The organism is Mesorhizobium sp. M1D.F.Ca.ET.231.01.1.1, from assembly GCF_003999155.2.
In the GTDB taxonomy this organism is placed as follows: Bacteria; Pseudomonadota; Alphaproteobacteria; order Rhizobiales; family Rhizobiaceae; genus Mesorhizobium.
This window is the reverse complement of the sequence record NZ_RZOZ02000006.1, coordinates 182,425-198,938: the sequence shown is the minus strand read 5'-3', so window position 1 is coordinate 198,938 and position 16,514 is coordinate 182,425. Positions and strand designations below refer to the sequence as shown.

General features: G+C 63.3%; 12 protein-coding genes and 1 tRNA gene. 6 read left to right on the top strand and 7 right to left on the bottom strand.

The annotated features are described in order from the left end of the window. The first annotated feature begins 255 nt into the window (after window positions 1-255). Window positions 256-1,389: a site-specific DNA-methyltransferase gene (locus EN874_RS18140; protein WP_127426320.1), complete on the top strand. Its 1,134-nt coding sequence runs from the start codon at window positions 256-258 to the stop codon at window positions 1,387-1,389. Window positions 1,390-1,533: 144 nt separating this feature from the next. On the opposite strand, the gene EN874_RS18135 is transcribed toward EN874_RS18140, so the two are convergent. Together EN874_RS18135 and mutY are read right to left on the bottom strand one after the other, a co-directional pair. Further along, the gene (locus EN874_RS18135) at window positions 1,534-2,145 is read right to left on the bottom strand and encodes an HAD family phosphatase (protein ID WP_127426319.1); all 612 of its coding nucleotides are present in this window, start codon (window positions 2,143-2,145) and stop codon (window positions 1,534-1,536) included. A 10-nt stretch (window positions 2,146-2,155) separates the two neighbouring features. Then, on the bottom strand, window positions 2,156-3,271 hold the full coding sequence (gene mutY, locus EN874_RS18130) for an A/G-specific adenine glycosylase (RefSeq protein ID WP_127426318.1): 1,116 nt from the start codon (window positions 3,269-3,271) through the stop codon (window positions 2,156-2,158). 32 nt (window positions 3,272-3,303) lie between these two features. On the opposite strand from mutY, the gene EN874_RS18125 reads away from it, so the two are divergent. From EN874_RS18125 to smc, 3 genes are all read left to right on the top strand, one after another. Further along, window positions 3,304-3,804 (top strand): DUF721 domain-containing protein, encoded by a 501-nt coding sequence (locus EN874_RS18125; RefSeq protein WP_126085208.1) that lies wholly within the window; start codon window positions 3,304-3,306, stop codon window positions 3,802-3,804. A 198-nt stretch (window positions 3,805-4,002) separates the two neighbouring features. Beyond that, window positions 4,003-4,746 carry a DsbA family protein gene (locus tag EN874_RS18120; RefSeq protein ID WP_127426317.1) on the top strand — a complete coding sequence of 248 codons (744 nt, stop codon included), beginning with the start codon at window positions 4,003-4,005 and terminating at the stop codon, window positions 4,744-4,746. A 60-nt stretch (window positions 4,747-4,806) separates the two neighbouring features. After that, the gene (gene smc, locus EN874_RS18115) at window positions 4,807-8,265 is read left to right on the top strand and encodes a chromosome segregation protein SMC (RefSeq protein ID WP_127426316.1); all 3,459 of its coding nucleotides are present in this window, start codon (window positions 4,807-4,809) and stop codon (window positions 8,263-8,265) included. Window positions 8,266-8,292: 27 nt separating this feature from the next. On the opposite strand, the gene EN874_RS18110 is transcribed toward smc, so the two are convergent. After that, window positions 8,293-10,005, bottom strand: coding sequence for an HAD family hydrolase (locus tag EN874_RS18110; RefSeq protein WP_127426315.1), 1,713 nt, complete (start codon window positions 10,003-10,005; stop codon window positions 8,293-8,295). 194 nt (window positions 10,006-10,199) lie between these two features. Here EN874_RS18110 and EN874_RS18105 point away from each other — a divergent pair, with 194 nt between their 5' ends. Further along, complete coding sequence (locus tag EN874_RS18105) at window positions 10,200-10,784, top strand: DUF1772 domain-containing protein (protein ID WP_245513612.1); 585 nt, start codon at window positions 10,200-10,202, stop codon at window positions 10,782-10,784. Between the two features lie 368 nt (window positions 10,785-11,152). On the opposite strand, the gene EN874_RS18100 is transcribed toward EN874_RS18105, so the two are convergent. Continuing rightward, window positions 11,153-11,341, bottom strand: coding sequence for a hypothetical protein (locus EN874_RS18100; RefSeq protein ID WP_127426314.1), 189 nt, complete (start codon window positions 11,339-11,341; stop codon window positions 11,153-11,155). 234 nt (window positions 11,342-11,575) lie between these two features. Here EN874_RS18100 and EN874_RS18095 point away from each other — a divergent pair, with 234 nt between their 5' ends. Next, entirely contained in the window at window positions 11,576-12,940 is a 1,365-nt protein-coding gene (locus EN874_RS18095) for a calcium-binding protein (RefSeq protein ID WP_127426313.1), read from the top strand. A gap of 212 nt (window positions 12,941-13,152) precedes the next feature. On the opposite strand, the gene EN874_RS18090 is transcribed toward EN874_RS18095, so the two are convergent. The 3 genes from EN874_RS18090 to EN874_RS18080 all read right to left on the bottom strand — a co-directional run bounded on the left by EN874_RS18090 (window position 13,153) and on the right by EN874_RS18080 (window position 16,498). Further along, window positions 13,153-14,493, bottom strand: coding sequence for an HlyD family type I secretion periplasmic adaptor subunit (locus EN874_RS18090; protein WP_127426312.1), 1,341 nt, complete (start codon window positions 14,491-14,493; stop codon window positions 13,153-13,155). Beyond that, a complete protein-coding gene (locus EN874_RS18085; protein WP_127426311.1) occupies window positions 14,480-16,249 on the bottom strand; it encodes a type I secretion system permease/ATPase in 1,770 nt (589 codons plus the stop codon). The genes EN874_RS18090 and EN874_RS18085 overlap by 14 nt, the downstream gene beginning before the upstream one ends. 174 nt (window positions 16,250-16,423) lie before the next feature. Beyond that, a tRNA-Gln gene (locus EN874_RS18080) sits at window positions 16,424-16,498 on the bottom strand. Window positions 16,499-16,514: the final 16 nt, after the last annotated feature.

Here is a 16,514-nt window from a genome sequence, read left to right as displayed (position 1 = left end):
CTGACTGGCTTAGAGCATGATGCCGAAAACTGTGGAGCGGTTTTCGGACGACATCATGTTCTATTTCTTTGATTTAGAGACGGATTCAGATTTCAGGTCGAACAGACCTGAAATCATCCGGCTCTAGGCGGCGCGGCATACACCAATGGAGCGGTCTTCGCAAATCGAGCGAGGCTCGGCCGCCTTCACCGAATGTTTACGCTGATCGGTAACCATAACAGTCAGTAAACCGTAACGCGTGCTTTGGGTGTTTTCATGTCTGCCGTGCGTCTTCTCGACGAGCTTTCCCACGCTCCCCTTAAGTCCGAATGGCTGGACACGATCTTGAAGGGCGACTGCGTTGCCGCCCTCGACAGGCTGCCGGAAAAGTCGATCGACGTCATCTTCGCCGACCCGCCCTACAACCTGCAGCTCGACGGCGACCTGCACCGGCCCGACCAGTCGAAGGTCGACGCCGTCGATGATGACTGGGACCAGTTCGAAAGCTTCGAGGCCTATGACGCCTTCACTCGCGCGTGGCTGCTCGCGGCACGCCGTGTGCTGAAGCCCAACGGCACGATCTGGGTCATCGGCTCCTATCACAACATCTTCCGCGTCGGCGCTCGCATGCAGGATCTCGGCTTCTGGATCCTCAACGACGTCGTCTGGCGCAAGACCAACCCGATGCCGAACTTCCGCGGTCGCCGCTTCCAGAACGCGCATGAGACGATGATCTGGGCATCGCGCGACCAGAAGGCCAAGGGCTACACCTTCAACTACGAGGCGCTGAAGGCGTCGAACGACGATCTGCAGATGCGCTCCGACTGGCTGTTCCCGATCTGCACGGGCGGCGAGCGCCTGAAGGACGACAACGGCAATAAGCTGCACCCGACGCAGAAGCCGGAGGCGCTGCTTGCCCGCATCATGATGGCCTCGACCAAGCCGGGCGATGTCGTGCTCGATCCCTTCTTCGGCTCCGGCACCACCGGCGCCGTTGCCAGGCGCCTCGGCCGCCACTTCGTCGGCATCGAGCGCGAGCAGGCGTATATCGATGCCGCCAATGAGCGCATCGCGGCCGTTCGCCCGCTGGCGGACGCCGATCTCACCGTGCTTTCCGGCAAGCGCGCCGAGCCGCGCGTCGCCTTCATCAGCCTGATCGACACCGGCCTGATGGCGCCGGGCGCCACGCTCTACGACGCCAAGAAGCGCTGGGCCGCCAAGGTGCGCGCCGACGGCACGCTGGCCATCGGCGACAGCGCCGGCTCGATCCACAAGATCGGCGCCGAAGTGCAGGGGCTGGATGCCTGCAACGGCTGGACCTTCTGGCACTATGAGCGCAGCGGCGGCCTCACCCCGATCGACGAGCTGCGCCGCATCGCCCGCCTCGGCATGGAGCGGGCAGGGGCCTGATCCGCCAAAGCAATTCCAGGAAAAGTGCGCAGCGGTTTTCCGTCCGAATTACGGAAAACAATTCAGAGCGGTACGGCGATTCCATGAAAATCGCCGAACCGCCCTTGAATCAAGACTTTAGCGGATCGCCGCAAGCGATTCAGATCAGACCGCAATCCCGAGCCGCTCAAGGTCCGCTTTAAGCGTCCTGGCATCGGTGAACAGCACCGCCTGCCATCCTGCAGCCTTGGCGCCGTCGACGTTCTTGTGGCTGTCGTCGATGAACAAAGTCGCGGACGGTTCGAGGCCGAAGGCAGCGACATGATGATCGTAGATGACGCGATCCGGCTTGATCTGGCGGATGTCGGCTGACACGGTCACGCCGCGCGGACGATTGAGGAAGGGGAAGCGGCGGCGCGCCTCGCTGAATGTGTCGGCGGCGAAGTTGGTCAGCATGGTCACGTCATGGCCGGCGTCGATCAAAGTTTCCATTATCCGCACGCTGTCGTCATAGGCATGCGGCACCATCTCGTGCCAGTGGCGGCGGAAGTTGCGGATGTTTTCCGCGTGGGCGGGATGCTCGGCAATCAACAGCGCCTCGGCCTCTTCCCATGTCCGGCCGCGATCCTGCTCGATGTTCCAGTCATGCGTGCAGACATTGTCGAAGAACCATTTCCGCTCCTCGGCATCCGGAATGAGACGGCTGAATGGTATATTCGGATCGTAGTGGATCAGCACCCTGCCGATGTCGAACACGATATGGCGGATTTCGGTCATTGCGGGCCTTTCATTTTGGACGCTTCTTCGTCGCGCCCGGCATCGCCGCCTCGATTACCTTTTTCATGACGGTGGGCAGCGCTTCCCCGGAAATTTCATGGGCCAGCGACCAGAAATGTCCATCCGGCGCATCACCTTTGATGTGGGCATGAAAGACTTCGAGTTCGAGCGCGAAATGCGTGAAGACATGGCCGATCCGCCCGGCGCGGCGCCAAGCCGCAGGGAAGGGCGCTGCATCCTGGGTGGTCGCGCCATCGATCCGCGCCGTCCAGGTCGTGGTCGGCACCTCGGTCATGCCGCCGAGCAGCCCCTTGTCCGGCCGCTTGCGCAAAAGGATGGCGCCGTCGCCACGCTCGGCGACGAAGGCGGCGCCGCGCCTGAGCGGCTTGTCGTCCTTCGGCAGGCGGACCGGAAAACGTTCCGGATCGCCCGAAAGGACGGCGCTGCAATCCTCCCGCAGCGGGCAGAGCATGCAGCGCGGCCGCTTTGGCGTGCAGATCGTCGCGCCGAGATCCATCATCGCTTGGGCGAAGTCGCCAGGCCGTGCCTGCGGCACCAGCTTTTCGACCAGCGCGCGGATTTCGGGCTTGGCCTCGCTGAGCGGCGTTTCGATCGAACAGAGCCGCGAGATGACACGCTCGACATTGCCGTCGACGACGGCAGCCGGCCGGTCGAAGGCGATCGCCGCGATCGCCGCCGCCGTATAGGCGCCGACGCCGGGCAATTTCCGCAGGCCGGCCTCGGTGTCGGGAAAACGGCCGCCCTGCCGCGCCACGAGATCGGCGCAGGCCTTGAGGTTGCGCGCCCGGGAATAGTAGCCAAGCCCGGCCCAGGCCTTCATGACATCCTCGGCGGGCGCGGCGGCCAGCGCCTCGATGGTCGGCCATTTCTCGATGAAGGTCCGGAAATAGGCTTTCACGGCCTCGACCGTGGTCTGTTGCAGCATGACTTCGGAGAGCCAGACGCGATAGGGATCAGGCCTTGTCCCACGCGCGAACGCCCCCGGCGTCACGCGCCAGGGCAGGTCGCGGTGATGCGCGTCGTACCAGGCAAGCAGGCGGGCGGCGATGCTGCTGTCTCCGGATACGGCCTGCTCGGCCTTGCGGGTCTGGTCTTGCGGTGCCATTGATCGGGTGAGTTGGGGATCGGAGAACGCACATGGCAGGGAAAAGGCCCTTCGGCAATCCTGTTCCGGTAAGCGATCTTGCGACCGAGATCCTCGATCCGGTGCTGAAAAAGCGCGCCGGCATCTCGATCGGGCTGGTGCAGTCCTGGGAGGAGATCGCCGGACCGCGCCTGGCCAGCCACTCGCGCCCGGAAAAGATCCAGTGGCCGCGCCGCCTGCATGAGGATGATCCGTTCGAGCCGGCGGTCCTGGTTATCGCCTGCGAAGGCATGGCGGCGCTGCATCTCCAGCATGAGGCCGGCGAGGTCATCAACCGCGTCAACGCCTTTCTGGGCTTCAACGCCATCGGCCGCATCAAGATCCTGCAGAAGCCGGTGCTTTCGGCGAAAGCGCGGCCGAAGCCTCAGCCGAGGCCGCTCAGCGAGGCCGAAAAGTCGAAGCTGGCGCGCACGGTCGGCAAGATCGAGGACGATGGTTTGCGCGCTTCGCTGGAGCGGCTCGGAGCGACCATCCTGGGACAAAAGAGGCCATGAGCATGTCTCCCGAAGGTATGCGGCGGTTTCGGGAAAAGACATGCGCCGAGCTGCAAAATTGTCGTCAATATCGCGTATTCGTGATCGCGCCCGAAAAATTTGGCGATTGGATTGGGGACGAGGATGCCTTAATTCGCGCCAACTCTCGCCTTTTCTAGCCCTTGCATTGCAAAATCCAACCGATATCAGGTGATTCGCATGAACCGTGCCCCGTTTGGCAAAAGCTTGTCCCGCAGAAACCTTCTGACCACGCTGGCCGCTGTTCCGGCGGTGGCTCTGCTTGCCGCATGCAGTGACTCGGGCGAGGATGCCAAGGCGGCCGATGTGAAACCCGCCAATCCGTCGACGCCAGCCAAGCCGGCAACCCCGGCGGCCGTTCAGGTGCCGGAAGCGCAAGGCACGGTCGACATGGCGGAACTGCTGAAGCCCGGCGCCTTGCCCGATAAGCAGCTCGGCAAGGACGACGCCAAGGTCACCATCGTCGAATATGCCTCGATGACCTGCCCGCATTGCGCGCATTTCAACGACACCACGTTTCCCGAGCTGAAGTCGAAATATATCGATACCGGCAAGGTGCGCTACATCCTGCGCGAATTCCCCTTCGATCCCACCGCCGAGGCCGGCTTCATGCTGGCGCGCTGCGCCAAGGACAACTATTTCGCCATGGTCGACGTGCTGTTCAAGCAGCAGCCGAGCTGGGTTGGCGTCAGCAACACCAAGGAAGCGCTGCTGCAGATTTCCAAGCTTGCCGGTTTTACACAGGAGTCGTTTGAGGCCTGCTTGACGGACCAGAAACTTCTGGACGATGTGAGAGCAGTCCAGAAACGCGGAGCGGACGAGTTCAAGGTCGACTCGACGCCGACCTTCTTCATCAACGGAAAGACCTACAAAGGGGCGATGTCGATTGAGGAAATGTCGGCCATCATCGACCCTCTGCTCTGATGTCCGGGCCGCGCCGAAGCGATCGCGCCTCGGCGTTCCAGGCTCTGTGGGGCGGCGCGAATGAAGTTTTCGCGCCTGCGCCTCCTCGGTTTCAAGTCCTTCGTCGAGCCCGGTGAGTTCGTCATCGAACGCGGGTTGACCGGCATCGTCGGGCCGAATGGCTGCGGCAAGTCGAACCTTGTCGAGGCGCTGCGCTGGGTGATGGGCGAAAGCTCCTACAAGAATATGCGCGCGTCCGGCATGGACGACGTGATCTTTTCCGGCTCCGGAGCGCGGCCGGCCCGTAACACCGCCGAAGTCACGCTTTTCCTCGACAACAGCGACCGCACCGCGCCCGCCGCCTTCAACGATGCCGATGAACTGCAGGTGTCGCGCCGCATCGAGCGCGAGGCTGGCTCGCTCTACCGCATCAACGGCAAGGAAGCGCGCGCCAAGGATGTGCAGCTTCTGTTTGCAGACCAATCGACCGGCGCCCGTTCGCCTTCAATGGTCGGCCAGGGCCGCATCGGCGAGCTGATCCAGGCAAAGCCGCAGGCCCGCCGCGCGCTTCTGGAGGAGGCTGCCGGCATTTCCGGCCTGCACACGCGACGCCACGAGGCCGAGCTCAGGCTGAAGGCGGCCGAACAGAATCTCGAGCGGCTGGACGACGTCGTCGGCGAACTCGAAAGCCAGATCGACAGCCTGAAGCGCCAGGCGCGCCAGGCCTCGCGCTTCAAGAACCTGTCGGCGGACATCCGCAAGGCCGAGGCGACGCTCTTGCACCTGCGCTGGACGCTGGCCAAGACCCAGGAAGGCGAGGCGCGTTCCGCGCTTGCCGTCGCGACAACGCTGGTCGGCGATCGCGCCGCGGCCCAGATGGCGGCCGCCAGGGAACAGGGCATCGCCGCGCATCGCTTGCCGGACCTGCGTGACGCGGAAGCCGCCGCGGCCGCCGCCTTCCAGCGCCTGTCGATCGCCAAGACGCAGATCGAGGAGGAAGCCGGCCGCATCCGCTCGCGCCAGGTCGAGCTCGAACGCCGGCTGCAGCAGCTCGACGCCGACATCGCCCGCGAAGAGCGGATGGTGCGCGACAATGCTGACATCCTGGAGCGCCTGCGCGCCGAAGAGGCCGAGCTCAACTCGGAAAACGCCGGTGCGGCCGAGCGCGAGGCCACCACGCGCGCCGCTTTCGAGCAGGCTGCAACAACACTGTCGCAAAGCGAAGCGCGACTTGCTGCGTTGACCGCCGAACGCGCCGAGGCCGCCGCCTCGCGCCATCAGATCGAGCGCACGTTGCGCGAGACGGCCGAGCGCCGCGATCGCTTCGCCCGCCAGCTTGCCGAGGTCGACGGCGAGCTCTCCGACATCGTCGCGCGTATTTCCGGCCTGCCCGATCCCGCCGAGAAGCGGCTTCTGGTCGAGGACGCGCTGGCAAGGCTGGAAGAGAGCGAGCTGGGCGCCATCGCCGCCGAGCAGGCTGTCGCCGAGGCGCGTGCCGCCGAAAGCGCCGCACGGCCGCCGTTGCAGGATGCCAAAGCCGAATTGCAGCGCATCGAAACCGAAGCGCGCACGCTGGCCAAGATCCTCAACGCCGCGAGCGGCGACCTCTTCCCTTCGGTGCTGGAGCAGATCAGCGTCGAGCGTGGTTATGAGACCGCGCTCGGTGCGGCGCTGGGCGAGGACCTCGACGTGCCGCTCGACCGCAGCGCCCCGGTGCATTGGGGCGAGAGCGCGGTCCAGCCCGGCGATGCGGCGCTGCCCGAAGGCGTGAAGAGCCTTGCCAGCGTGGTGCGCGCCCCGGCACAGCTTGCCCGCCGCCTGGCGCAGATCGGCATCGTCGATGCCGCCGAGGGCCGCCGTCTTCAGGCGCTGCTGGCGCCCGGCCAGCGGCTGGTCAGCCGCGACGGCGCACTCTGGCGCTGGGACGGCCTGACGGCCAGCGCCGACGCTCCGACTGCCGCCGCGCAGCGTCTGGCGCAGAAGAACCGCCTGGCCGAGCTCGATGCCGAGGCCGTGCAGGCGACCCGCGTCGTGCGCGAGGCCGAGGAGACATTGGCGCGCGCCGAGCAGGCGATGCGCCAGGCGAGCGAGGCTGAGCGCAACGCGCGCCAGGCCGGCCGCGACGCCCAGCATGGGCTGGACGCCGCCCGCAACGCGCTGGCCGAGGCCGAGAAGGCCGGCGGCGAGCTGGCGAGCCGGCGTGCTGCCTTGGATGAAGCCCGCGCGCGTATCGTCGACAGTCATGAAGAGACGCAAGCCGCATTCCTCGAAGCCGAGGAGATGCTGAAAGGTGCCCCCGATCTCGGCGATCTTCAACTGCAGCTCGAGCAAGCCTCCGCCAATGTAGCGCGCGACCGCGCCGCGCTCGCCGACGCGCGCGCCGTGCATGAGGGCCTGCGGCGCGAGGCCGAGGCGCGCATGCGCCGGCTCGAAGCCATCGGTGCCGAGCGCAAGAGCTGGCTGGAGCGCGCCGAGAATGCCTCGACGCAGATTGCCGCCCTTGGCGAGCGCAAGGCGGAAGCCGAAGCCGAGCGCGAGCGGCTGGCCGACGCGCCTGACGAGATCGACGCCAAGCGCCGCGCGCTGCTGACGCAGCTTTCCGAGGCAGAGGCGCTACGCCAGGCGGCGGGCGACCGGCTGCAGGAGGCGGAGACCAAGCAGGCCGAGCTCGACAGGGCGGCGACGGCCGCCATCCAGTCACTCGCCGAGGCGCGCGAGACCCGCGTCCGCGCCGAGGAGCGGCTGACGGCGGCCGACGAGCGGCGCGCCGAGGTCGAGGCGCGAATCCAGGAAGCGCTGAACACGCCGCCGCATCTCGTCATCAAGCACACCGGCCTCGATGCCGACGATCCGATGCCGGACATGGCCGAGATAGAGCGCCAGCTCGACCGGCTAAAGATCGAGCGCGAGCGGCTCGGCGCCGTCAATCTGCGCGCCGAGGAAGAACAGAAGGAACTCTCCGAGCGCCTGGAAACCATCGTGTCCGAGCGCGAGGACATCATCGAGGCGATCAGAAAACTGCGTCAGGCTATCCAGAGCCTCAACCGCGAGGGACGCGAGCGGCTGCTGTCGGCCTTCGAGGTGGTCAACGGCCATTTCCAGCGGCTGTTCTCGCACCTCTTCGGCGGCGGCACTGCCGAACTGCAGCTGATCGAGTCGGAAGATCCCTTGGAAGCGGGGCTCGAGATCCTCGCCCGCCCGCCGGGCAAGAAGCCGCAGACCATGACGCTGCTTTCCGGCGGCGAGCAGGCGCTGACGGCGATGTCGCTGATCTTTGCCGTCTTCCTCACCAACCCGGCGCCGATCTGCGTGCTAGACGAGGTCGACGCGCCGCTGGACGACCACAATGTCGAGCGCTTCTGCAACCTGATGGACGAGATGTCGAAGACCACCGAGACGCGCTTCGTCATCATCACCCACAACCCGATCACCATGGCGCGCATGGATCGGCTGTTCGGCGTCACCATGGCCGAGCAGGGCGTCAGCCAACTGGTCTCGGTCGACCTGCAGGCGGCCGAGGCGATGCGCGAGGCGAGCTGAGTCGGCTCGCCGTCCGGTTCGATCAAGCTATTTCTCCGGCGCCGTCGCCGGCGCCGTGTAGCGGCGGCGCACGGCCTCGAGCACCAGCTTGCGGCTCTGCTCGGGCGATAGACGCTTGTCCTTCTCGGCCGCGACCGTCTCGCGCGCGAGGTCCTTGTCCCGGATCTGGTGACGGAACCATTTGGAGTAGTCGCCGGCGCGCAGGTGATATTCCCAGGTCTTGTCGTCGATGCCTTCGGCCATCCGGGCGAAGATGATCAGATTGTGGGCTCGAAGGTTCATCGCCTTCTTCGGCCCGGTGAAATAGAAGCTGCCCGCCTCGTCGAGCTCGCCTTCGGCATATTTGCGGCTGTGCCGCTTCAGCGATTGGCTCGGCTCGATCGCCTTGACCGTGAACGGCTTCTTGCCGTCCCGCGGCCGCCACAGCAGCACCCGATCGCCCTTGGGCGTCGGGATGTTCCTGGGCGCTTCCAGCCCGGCTTCCTTGCAGAAGGTCTTGACGACGCCCTTGGCCATCGGGCCGAGCCCGATCACCGCCGTCACCAGGTGCAAGACACCCGTCGAGATCGCTTCCGGATGCACGGTGATCAGCACCGTGCCCGGCAATTCCAGCGAAAGCACCGCGCGCGTGTCCTCACGCTTCTTGGGCAACAGATGATGCGCCTCGTCGATGATCAGCCAATTCGGCCTTGCCGTGCGGTAGCGGACCCTGCCGAGGCCGGGCAGCAATTCGGCGAAGAAATCGGGCCGCTCGTCGACCTTCAGCGCCAGTCCGTTGATCACGATATTGGTGTCCGGCCTGTCGATCAGCTCCAGCAACTGATCCTTGCTCGGCGCGCTCGACGCATCGCCGAGCGGCACCGCGCCCTGCAGCCCGTCATAGTCGCCTTCCGGGTCGAAGATGCAGAACTGCAGGCCTTTTTCGACAAGCCGTTCGGTCAGCGCGGTCGCCAATGTGGATTTGCCGATGCCGGAGCGTCCGGCGATCAGAACCGTCTCGACCGGTGACAGATAGACCTTCTTGCCGTGAGAGGTTCCCAGCAGGACACCGCGCGAGCGTTTGCGCACGATCTGATGGTCGAGCTTGATCAGCCTGCGGATCAGGTCTTCGACGCCCTTGCCGCGCGCGCCGTTTGTGACGAGGTCGGCTGTCTCCTTCACAGACGGCAGGGCATTTGCGACGGCCACGCTCAGGCCGGCGGCCCTGAGGAAAGCGTGGTCGTTTTCGGCATCGCCGACGGCCACCACATTGTTCGGCGACAGCCTGAGATCGGCAAGTGCCGCCGCCAGTCCCGTCGCCTTGTTGATGCCTGAAGGCAGGATCATCACGGCGCCCTTGTTGAAGATGATTTCCAGCTCCAGCCCGAGCTTCTTGATGACGTCGAGCACCGTGGCCTGGTGCGGCTCCCAGGTGGCGACGATCGAGCGGCCGACCGACAGCGGCTTGACGCCGCGTTTCTTCAGTCTGTCGACGAGATCGGCGGAAGGGGAGGGCGAAATCGTGCGCTCTTCTTCGCTCGCCGGCGTGTAGATCAGGGCGCCGTTTTCCGCGACGACCTTGTCGAACAGACCGATCTCCGGAAAAACCTCCTTGAGATCGGGCAATTCGCGGCCGGTGACCAGGATGAGCTTGCGGCCCGACCTCTTCAGCGTCTCCAGCGCCGAGAGCGTGCTTGCGGCGACCAGGCCGTTATGCGCCAGCGTGCCGTCGTAGTCGGTGGCCAATGCCATGAAATACATCGGGTGATCCTCTCAGCCGCTGAGCGCTCGGTCCGTCTGGAACGAACAACGCCTGTCGGCGGAAAAGGTTTAGGCCGACGCCTGCCTCGCAACATCGGAGCGTTCCGCCACAGCTCCCGGGGCATCCGGCGCGCCATGTGCGAGAAGCCTGCAGCAAGCCGTTGCATCATTGCTCGCCGGCAGATCCTTGCGCGATGGAACCCGGTCGGGACGGTCACGTTCGATCGGAAGCGTCGCTCGAATCGTCGAGCCGAAACGAGAGGGCTTCCGATGTATGTTTCCCTGCAGTTCGTGACAATCATCCTTGTGGCGAGCGCGATGGCCATGGCGCTCGCCCATACGCTGGAGCTGCCGGGCAAATTGCGACTCGGCAGGCAAGAGTATTTTGTCGTCCAACCATCTACTATCTGGGCTTCACCATCGGAGGCGGCGTCGCCGAGATCGGCGGGATCGTCGCGACCTTTGCCCTGATGCTGACGTCAGGCAGCCCGGTCCAATTCTGGCTGACCGCCGGCGCTTTGGTGGCGCTCCTCCTGATGCAGCTTGTCTTCTGGCTCATGACCCAGCCGATCAACAAGCATTGGCTGCAGGAGGTGGAGCTCGCCGCGCCGGCGAAGCGCTTCTTCGCAACCGAAGGCAGCGACGGTGCCGCGCTCCCGCCGACGGAAGAATGGACCACCCTTCGCAATCGGTGGGAACTCTCGCACGTTGTCCGCGCGGCTTTGGCGATGCTGAGCCTGATCCTGCTGACCACGGCAATCGCCACCCAAAGCCTCTGATCTCCAACCGGGCTTCCCGATCCGTTCGACGCTTCAGGAGAGGCGCAGCCGGTCATCCGGCCGAGGTCGGTGGCCGAAGCCATGAAATACATAGGGCGATCCTCTCCGCCAGCGGTCACTCGGTCCGTCTGGGAGAGACAACGCCCGTCTTCGGAAAAGTTGGGCCGGCGCTTTCGCCTCCCTGGCGCGAACCAGGTTGGAGAAATGCGGCTTATCGCGAAGAGAGAAGGTTGGCTGGGTTCTCGGAAGGCGGGGCGCTTCTGGCCTTTGGAGCAATTCCAGGACAAGTGTGAGCGGTTTTCCGTCCGGAATTGCGTAAAAACAAGGAGATAGGGCGCTTCGCCGTTTCCGTGAAACGGTGAAACGCACTAGGTCCGGTTGGCGTCGGCGCGTTGCTCCTGCGCCTTCTTACAGATGTCATCCAACTTTTTTCGGACCCGGTCGTTATCAAAGAGCAGCTTGGCGCGTGAGAATCCTCTGCTGCGAAGCTCCCATTCGATGGCAAGCCATCCGTCATAGTCGCCAGATGACGCAAGTTTCCCGGCTTCGCGCCACATAAGCACGTCACGTTCTCGGGACACACCCTTTCTCCCGTGCTTTTGCGCGAAGCATATAGGAGGTCGGGCCGATATTGAAATGCAATATGCCAACAGCTCGTCTCTGCGAGGACATTCAATAAAATTTTACATTTTGTGATTTGCACGATACCGCTAACGAGGCTCTGGTAGGTACAGGCCTTTCTGGCTTCAGGCGTTTGGGCGAATAGGGCGGGGGTGTGAAAGGGGCCAAGCATGGCCACGAACACCATTGTCTTGAGCGGCGACTATGGCTACCAGCAATATAAAGCAACCGGTCTGCCCGCCGACACCATAATCGATGCCACCAACGCCTCGTGGATCGTCGCCAATCAGGGAAGCCCCACCAACCTCTATCCCTTCGCTGTCGTCAACCCCGGCGACAACCTCCTGGCTTTCGGCGGCACGATCAACGGCACGGTCTCCCAAACCGGCGCTTGGGAGGACATTTACGTCAACTCCGCCGCAGTCCGTATAAATTCAGCCCACAGCTTTACCATCGACGACTGGACGATCACCCAGCCTTGGGATGGCATCCGTGTCGGCGGCACCGGCACCTTCCTCATCGAGGATAGCTATGTCGGCAACTCACGCGACGACGCGGTCGAGGACGACGACGTCATCGGCGGCACCATCAAGGATTCCCTGTTCGACCACGTGTTTTCCGGAGTAAGCCTCGGCGACGGTGACGTGGATGGGTCTGACAACACGGTCACCATGGATGGCATGCTTCTGGGCATGGGAGAGTACCTTCGCAAAGGCGAGATAACCCACGGTTCGCCGTTCAAACTCGACAACGGCACAGGCGCTAACGATATCGTGCCCAGCCTGCACTTTATCGACTGTGTGGTGGCGATCACCGACGTTCACCACAACGGCCAGGGGCGGCTGCAGCATGCCTGGGACAAGACGGTCGAGTCGCACGGCAATTACTATCTCAACCTCTCTGACGAGCCGCTGCCGGCGGATTATCCAATGCCGCCCGCCGGCTGGACGGTCCTTCAAGGCCAGGCGGCCCGCGATTACTGGGCCAGCGCCAAGGCGGCTTGGCATGCAGCCCATGACGGGACCGACCCGATACCGTCACCTCCGACCGACCCGACATCTCCGACCCCGCCGACCGACCCGACCCACGGAACGACCGGGGACGATACTTTTGTCGGCACTAGCGCGCCCGATACCTTTGATGCCCTGGCTGGCAACGATACACTGCGGGGCCTGGGTGGTAACGACGTGCTGACCGGTGGCACGGGCGAGGACACCTTCGTGTTTGACACGGCCTATGGCCCCGGCAATGTCGACACGCTCACCGACTTCGACGCGGAACATGACGCGCTCTATCTCGACAATGCCGTCTTCACGACGCTCGGCTCCGGTTCCTTGTCCAGCCCGACGCAGGTGAACTCGGGGTATTTCGAGTTGCGAGAACACGCCGAACACACCAACGATCACCTGCTCTACAACCGGACCACGGGCGTTCTGTACTATGATCCCGACGGCTCGAAATCGACCCCCCAGGTGGAAATCGCCCACCTAGAGCCCGGGGCGGCCCTGACCTATCACGACGTGTTCGTCGTTTGATCGCCGGGACAACCGACGGCGAAGCTTCAGGGCGGATGTGGGGAACGCTGCTCTTCGGATGGCACTCGTGATGCCGGCACCATGGTCGGCGCTTTATGGAGAGGCACCTTTACGCTGGCTGACGACGGCACTGCCGAGCCACCGTTGCGTATGATCCGGCGGACGAGCTCCACCTCGGGCCGGGTTGAAGGCCGCAGGAGGCAGGATCGAGCCTACCTTTCCCGAAAGGCGCGCTGGAACGAATCCACCAGCGGCTTGGTCAGATAGCTCAGAAACGTCCGCTCGCCGGTTGAAATGAAGGTTTCGACCGGCATGCCTGGGTAGATTTGCTCGGGCTTGACCTGCGGGGGCAGCTTATCAGCCATCTTAAGCCGCACCGTGTAATACGGCTGTCCAGTGCTGGGTGTGATCAGCCGGTCCGCCGAAACGTAGAACACCTCTCCGGACACTTTTGGGGTTGTCCGCGCATTGAGGGCTGTCAACATCATGTTCGCGCCTTGGCCGACTCGGATGGAATCGATGTCTTCAGGCTTGATCTTTGCCTCGATGATAAGTTCATTCGTGGTCGGCAGAAGCTCCATTGCAACCTCGCCAGGCCGGATGACGCTGCCTTCGGAATTGTAGAGCGAGCGGACAATGATGCCGTCCACCGGGGCACGAATGGTTGTCCGCGCCAGGACCGATCGAGCAGCGTTGATTTGTTCCTCAAGGTCCGCCACCTCCGCCAGGGCTTTGTTCAGTTCCGTGACGGCATCTTCGACCCGGCTGGTTGTAAGTCTTTCAATCTGTTGACGCGCTTCCACGGTCTGGGTCGCCAAGCTGGCGATTTGCGCCTCCAGCGATCCCGCCTGACCTGCCAACTCGGCGGTGCTACGCAGAAGATCGGTGTATTCAGAACGATTTGTCAGTCCCTTTTCCAGCAAGCCCTTTTTGCGTTCCGTCTCGGCATTGACGATCGCGAGCTGGCTTTCCGCAGCATCCTTCTGCGCCCTCAAGCCGGCAACGGCTTCCCGAAGGGCTGCTACCCGTTGACTCAGAATCTCCTGTTCTGCGGCATAGCGCGCTAGCCGAGCCTGGAACTCCTTGGTTTGCTCTGCAAAGACGTCACTGAATTCGGGCGCGCCTGAGTAGGCGCCCAGATCGCGGGGCAGGACGATATTCTCCAGTCCGTCCCGTTCTGCCTCGAGCCGAGCGATTTCAGCTTTTTGTGCGACCCACTGTTTGAGGACCCGGTTGAGCTGGGACTGCGCCACCGTTGGATCGAGCACGATCAGCGCCTGGCCCCGTATGACCCTGTCACCCTCTCGGGCCTTGATGCTGCTGACCACGCCACCTTCGAGATGCTGGATCATGACATTCTGACCAGCTGCCGCGACCACTCCTGGCGCGATCGTTGCTCCGGCAATCGGCGCCATTGCGCCCCAGATTCCGAAGCCAAGCAAGAAAACGGACACGCTTGCATACCCCGCCAGCGTGATCCGATCGGTGCGTGTATCGACGTTGCGCTGCCAGCGATACGTCCTGCCGCCGATGGCTTGACTAGGAACCGTCATTAGCGACCTTCATCTCCCCGCGAGAAGATGACGGGAAAGGCACCACTCCTTCGCGGTCACGCGGCTGCGAGGCTGCGGGCCGCCCCGCTTGGCCCCGGCGCTCGGCAAGTCTATCGAGCACGCTCTTGGTCAAACCGTACATCTCGATCTGGCCACTGCGCACCATCAATATGCGATCGCATTTGGCAGCGAGAGAGGGCCGATGGGTTATGACAAGCACGGTCGTTTTTCGTAAACGCGCCTGTATGATCGCTCGCTCGAGCGCGGCTTCGCCGTTGGCATCGAGATTTGCATTGGGTTCGTCGAGAACCAGTACCTTGGGATCGCCGTAAAAGGCGCGAGCAAGCCCGATGCGCTGACGCTCGCCACCCGAAAGGCGAACGCCGGTCGGGCCGATCAGCGTCGAATAGCCATCCCTCTGACCCAGGATGAGCCCATGCACTTGGGCCCGCTGGGCTGCCTGGACCAATTTCCCGTCGGGCGCATCCGGTTCGAAACGCGCTATATTTTGGGCAATGGTTCCCGGAAAGAGTTCCACATCTTGCGGAAGGTAACCAATATGGCGGCCGAGTTCTTCCGGATCCCAGTTTCGAATATCGCCGCCGTCGATCCGGATCGCCCCCGAGCGGGGCTCGATCGCGCCGACGATGAGGCGCGCCAGGGTCGATTTGCCAGCCTGGCTCGGCCCCACGATCGCGACTGTTTCGCCGGCGGCGACTTCAAAGGTCAAGCGCTTTATCAGCGGCAGCGACCCGTCGGCCGCGCCCGGAAGATGATAGACTATTTGATCCACGCTTAACGCTCCTTCAGGAGCCGGCAACGCCACGTTTTCCTGATAGTCGGGTCCGGATCGGAGGGTCGAAAGCCTCTTCCATGCAAGATTGGCGTCGATGATCTGCCGCCAACTCCCAATGATCTGATCAAGAGGTTGCAGAGCGCGCGCCGAAATCATCGAAGACGCAAATATCATGCCGGCGGTCATCTCGTTGCGCAGAACCAGATAGGCGCCGACCCCCAATATCGCGATCTGCAGTGTCAAACGGGCGGTGCGCGATACACCGCCATAAAATGAATTGATGCGGGCGAGCCCATCCGAGGCGTGCAGAGAGCCGGAAAAACGCGTCCCCCAGAACTCTATCGCGTTGGACACCATGCCAAGTGCGCGAACGGTTTCGAAGTTTCGGGCGAAGGCCTGCGCCGAATTCATTGAGGCGTTGAGATTCTCCGCCGCTTCCTTGCCAGGACGCGAACTCGCGGCCTGGTTCAGCATGGCGATGATGACCATGAGAACCGCCCCGACGACCGTCACAAGGAAGAGCAACGGATGGATGAAATAGAGCAGCCCTACGAAGATTGGCCCGAAAGGAAGGTCGAAGAGAAAGAAAACGGTTCTCGAAGCGATGAAATTCCGCAGGGTGGCCAAGTCGCGCAAGGCCTGGACATCGCCGAGGCCGGCGCGGGGGCCGCTCATTGCAGCGAGAAAAGACGATGTGCCCAAAGAGACATCCAGTCGCGCCGCGAGCCGGCTTGCATATACACCCCGCACGACTTCGAGCATGCCGAAGAGCAGGAGCGACGAAACCGCGAGCAATGTCAGGTAGGTGAGAGTGTCCAAATTGGCCGCGGGCAAAACCCGATCATATACCTGCAGCATATAGAGAGGCAGAACTAGCACCAGGGTATTCATCACCGCGGAGAAGAGGGCCATTTCGACCACGCTCTTCGATAGCATCCTTCCCTTCGTATAACCGGGCATCCCCGAAATCGCCTCCTTGGCCAAGTGATCATATTAGGCAATCTTTATATATCATGCCAGGCAGCCGCGCTATCGGTTGCGATCCTTTTGACGGCTAAGGAGAGGTGAAACGAAGGCTGAGCCTCACGTCATAGTACCCGCTTGTGGAACCAGGTTATCCACAGCATCCAGTTTTGGCTGGGGCGCCAGGATTCGAACCTGGGAATGTCGGTACCAAAAACCGATGCCTTACCACTTGGCGACGCCCCAGCAGGCGGGGCGTGCC

What these genes read in the sequence shown, in the direction of transcription:
- EN874_RS18085 (WP_127426311.1), bottom strand. Translation starts at nt 16,249, where the DNA reads ATGCCCGGTTATACGAAGGGAAGGATGCTATCGAAGAGCGTGGTCGAA.
- smc (WP_127426316.1), top strand. Translation starts at nt 4,807, where the DNA reads ATGAAGTTTTCGCGCCTGCGCCTCCTCGGTTTCAAGTCCTTCGTCGAG.
- EN874_RS18095 (WP_127426313.1), top strand. Translation starts at nt 11,576, where the DNA reads ATGGCCACGAACACCATTGTCTTGAGCGGCGACTATGGCTACCAGCAA.
- mutY (WP_127426318.1), bottom strand. Translation starts at nt 3,271, where the DNA reads ATGGCACCGCAAGACCAGACCCGCAAGGCCGAGCAGGCCGTATCCGGA.
- EN874_RS18120 (WP_127426317.1), top strand. Translation starts at nt 4,003, where the DNA reads ATGAACCGTGCCCCGTTTGGCAAAAGCTTGTCCCGCAGAAACCTTCTG.
- EN874_RS18105 (WP_245513612.1), top strand. Translation starts at nt 10,200, where the DNA reads ATGGAACCCGGTCGGGACGGTCACGTTCGATCGGAAGCGTCGCTCGAA.
- EN874_RS18090 (WP_127426312.1), bottom strand. Translation starts at nt 14,493, where the DNA reads ATGACGGTTCCTAGTCAAGCCATCGGCGGCAGGACGTATCGCTGGCAG.
- EN874_RS18110 (WP_127426315.1), bottom strand. Translation starts at nt 10,005, where the DNA reads ATGTATTTCATGGCATTGGCCACCGACTACGACGGCACGCTGGCGCAT.
- EN874_RS18135 (WP_127426319.1), bottom strand. Translation starts at nt 2,145, where the DNA reads ATGACCGAAATCCGCCATATCGTGTTCGACATCGGCAGGGTGCTGATC.
- EN874_RS18100 (WP_127426314.1), bottom strand. Translation starts at nt 11,341, where the DNA reads ATGTGGCGCGAAGCCGGGAAACTTGCGTCATCTGGCGACTATGACGGA.
- EN874_RS18140 (WP_127426320.1), top strand. Translation starts at nt 256, where the DNA reads ATGTCTGCCGTGCGTCTTCTCGACGAGCTTTCCCACGCTCCCCTTAAG.
- EN874_RS18125 (WP_126085208.1), top strand. Translation starts at nt 3,304, where the DNA reads ATGGCAGGGAAAAGGCCCTTCGGCAATCCTGTTCCGGTAAGCGATCTT.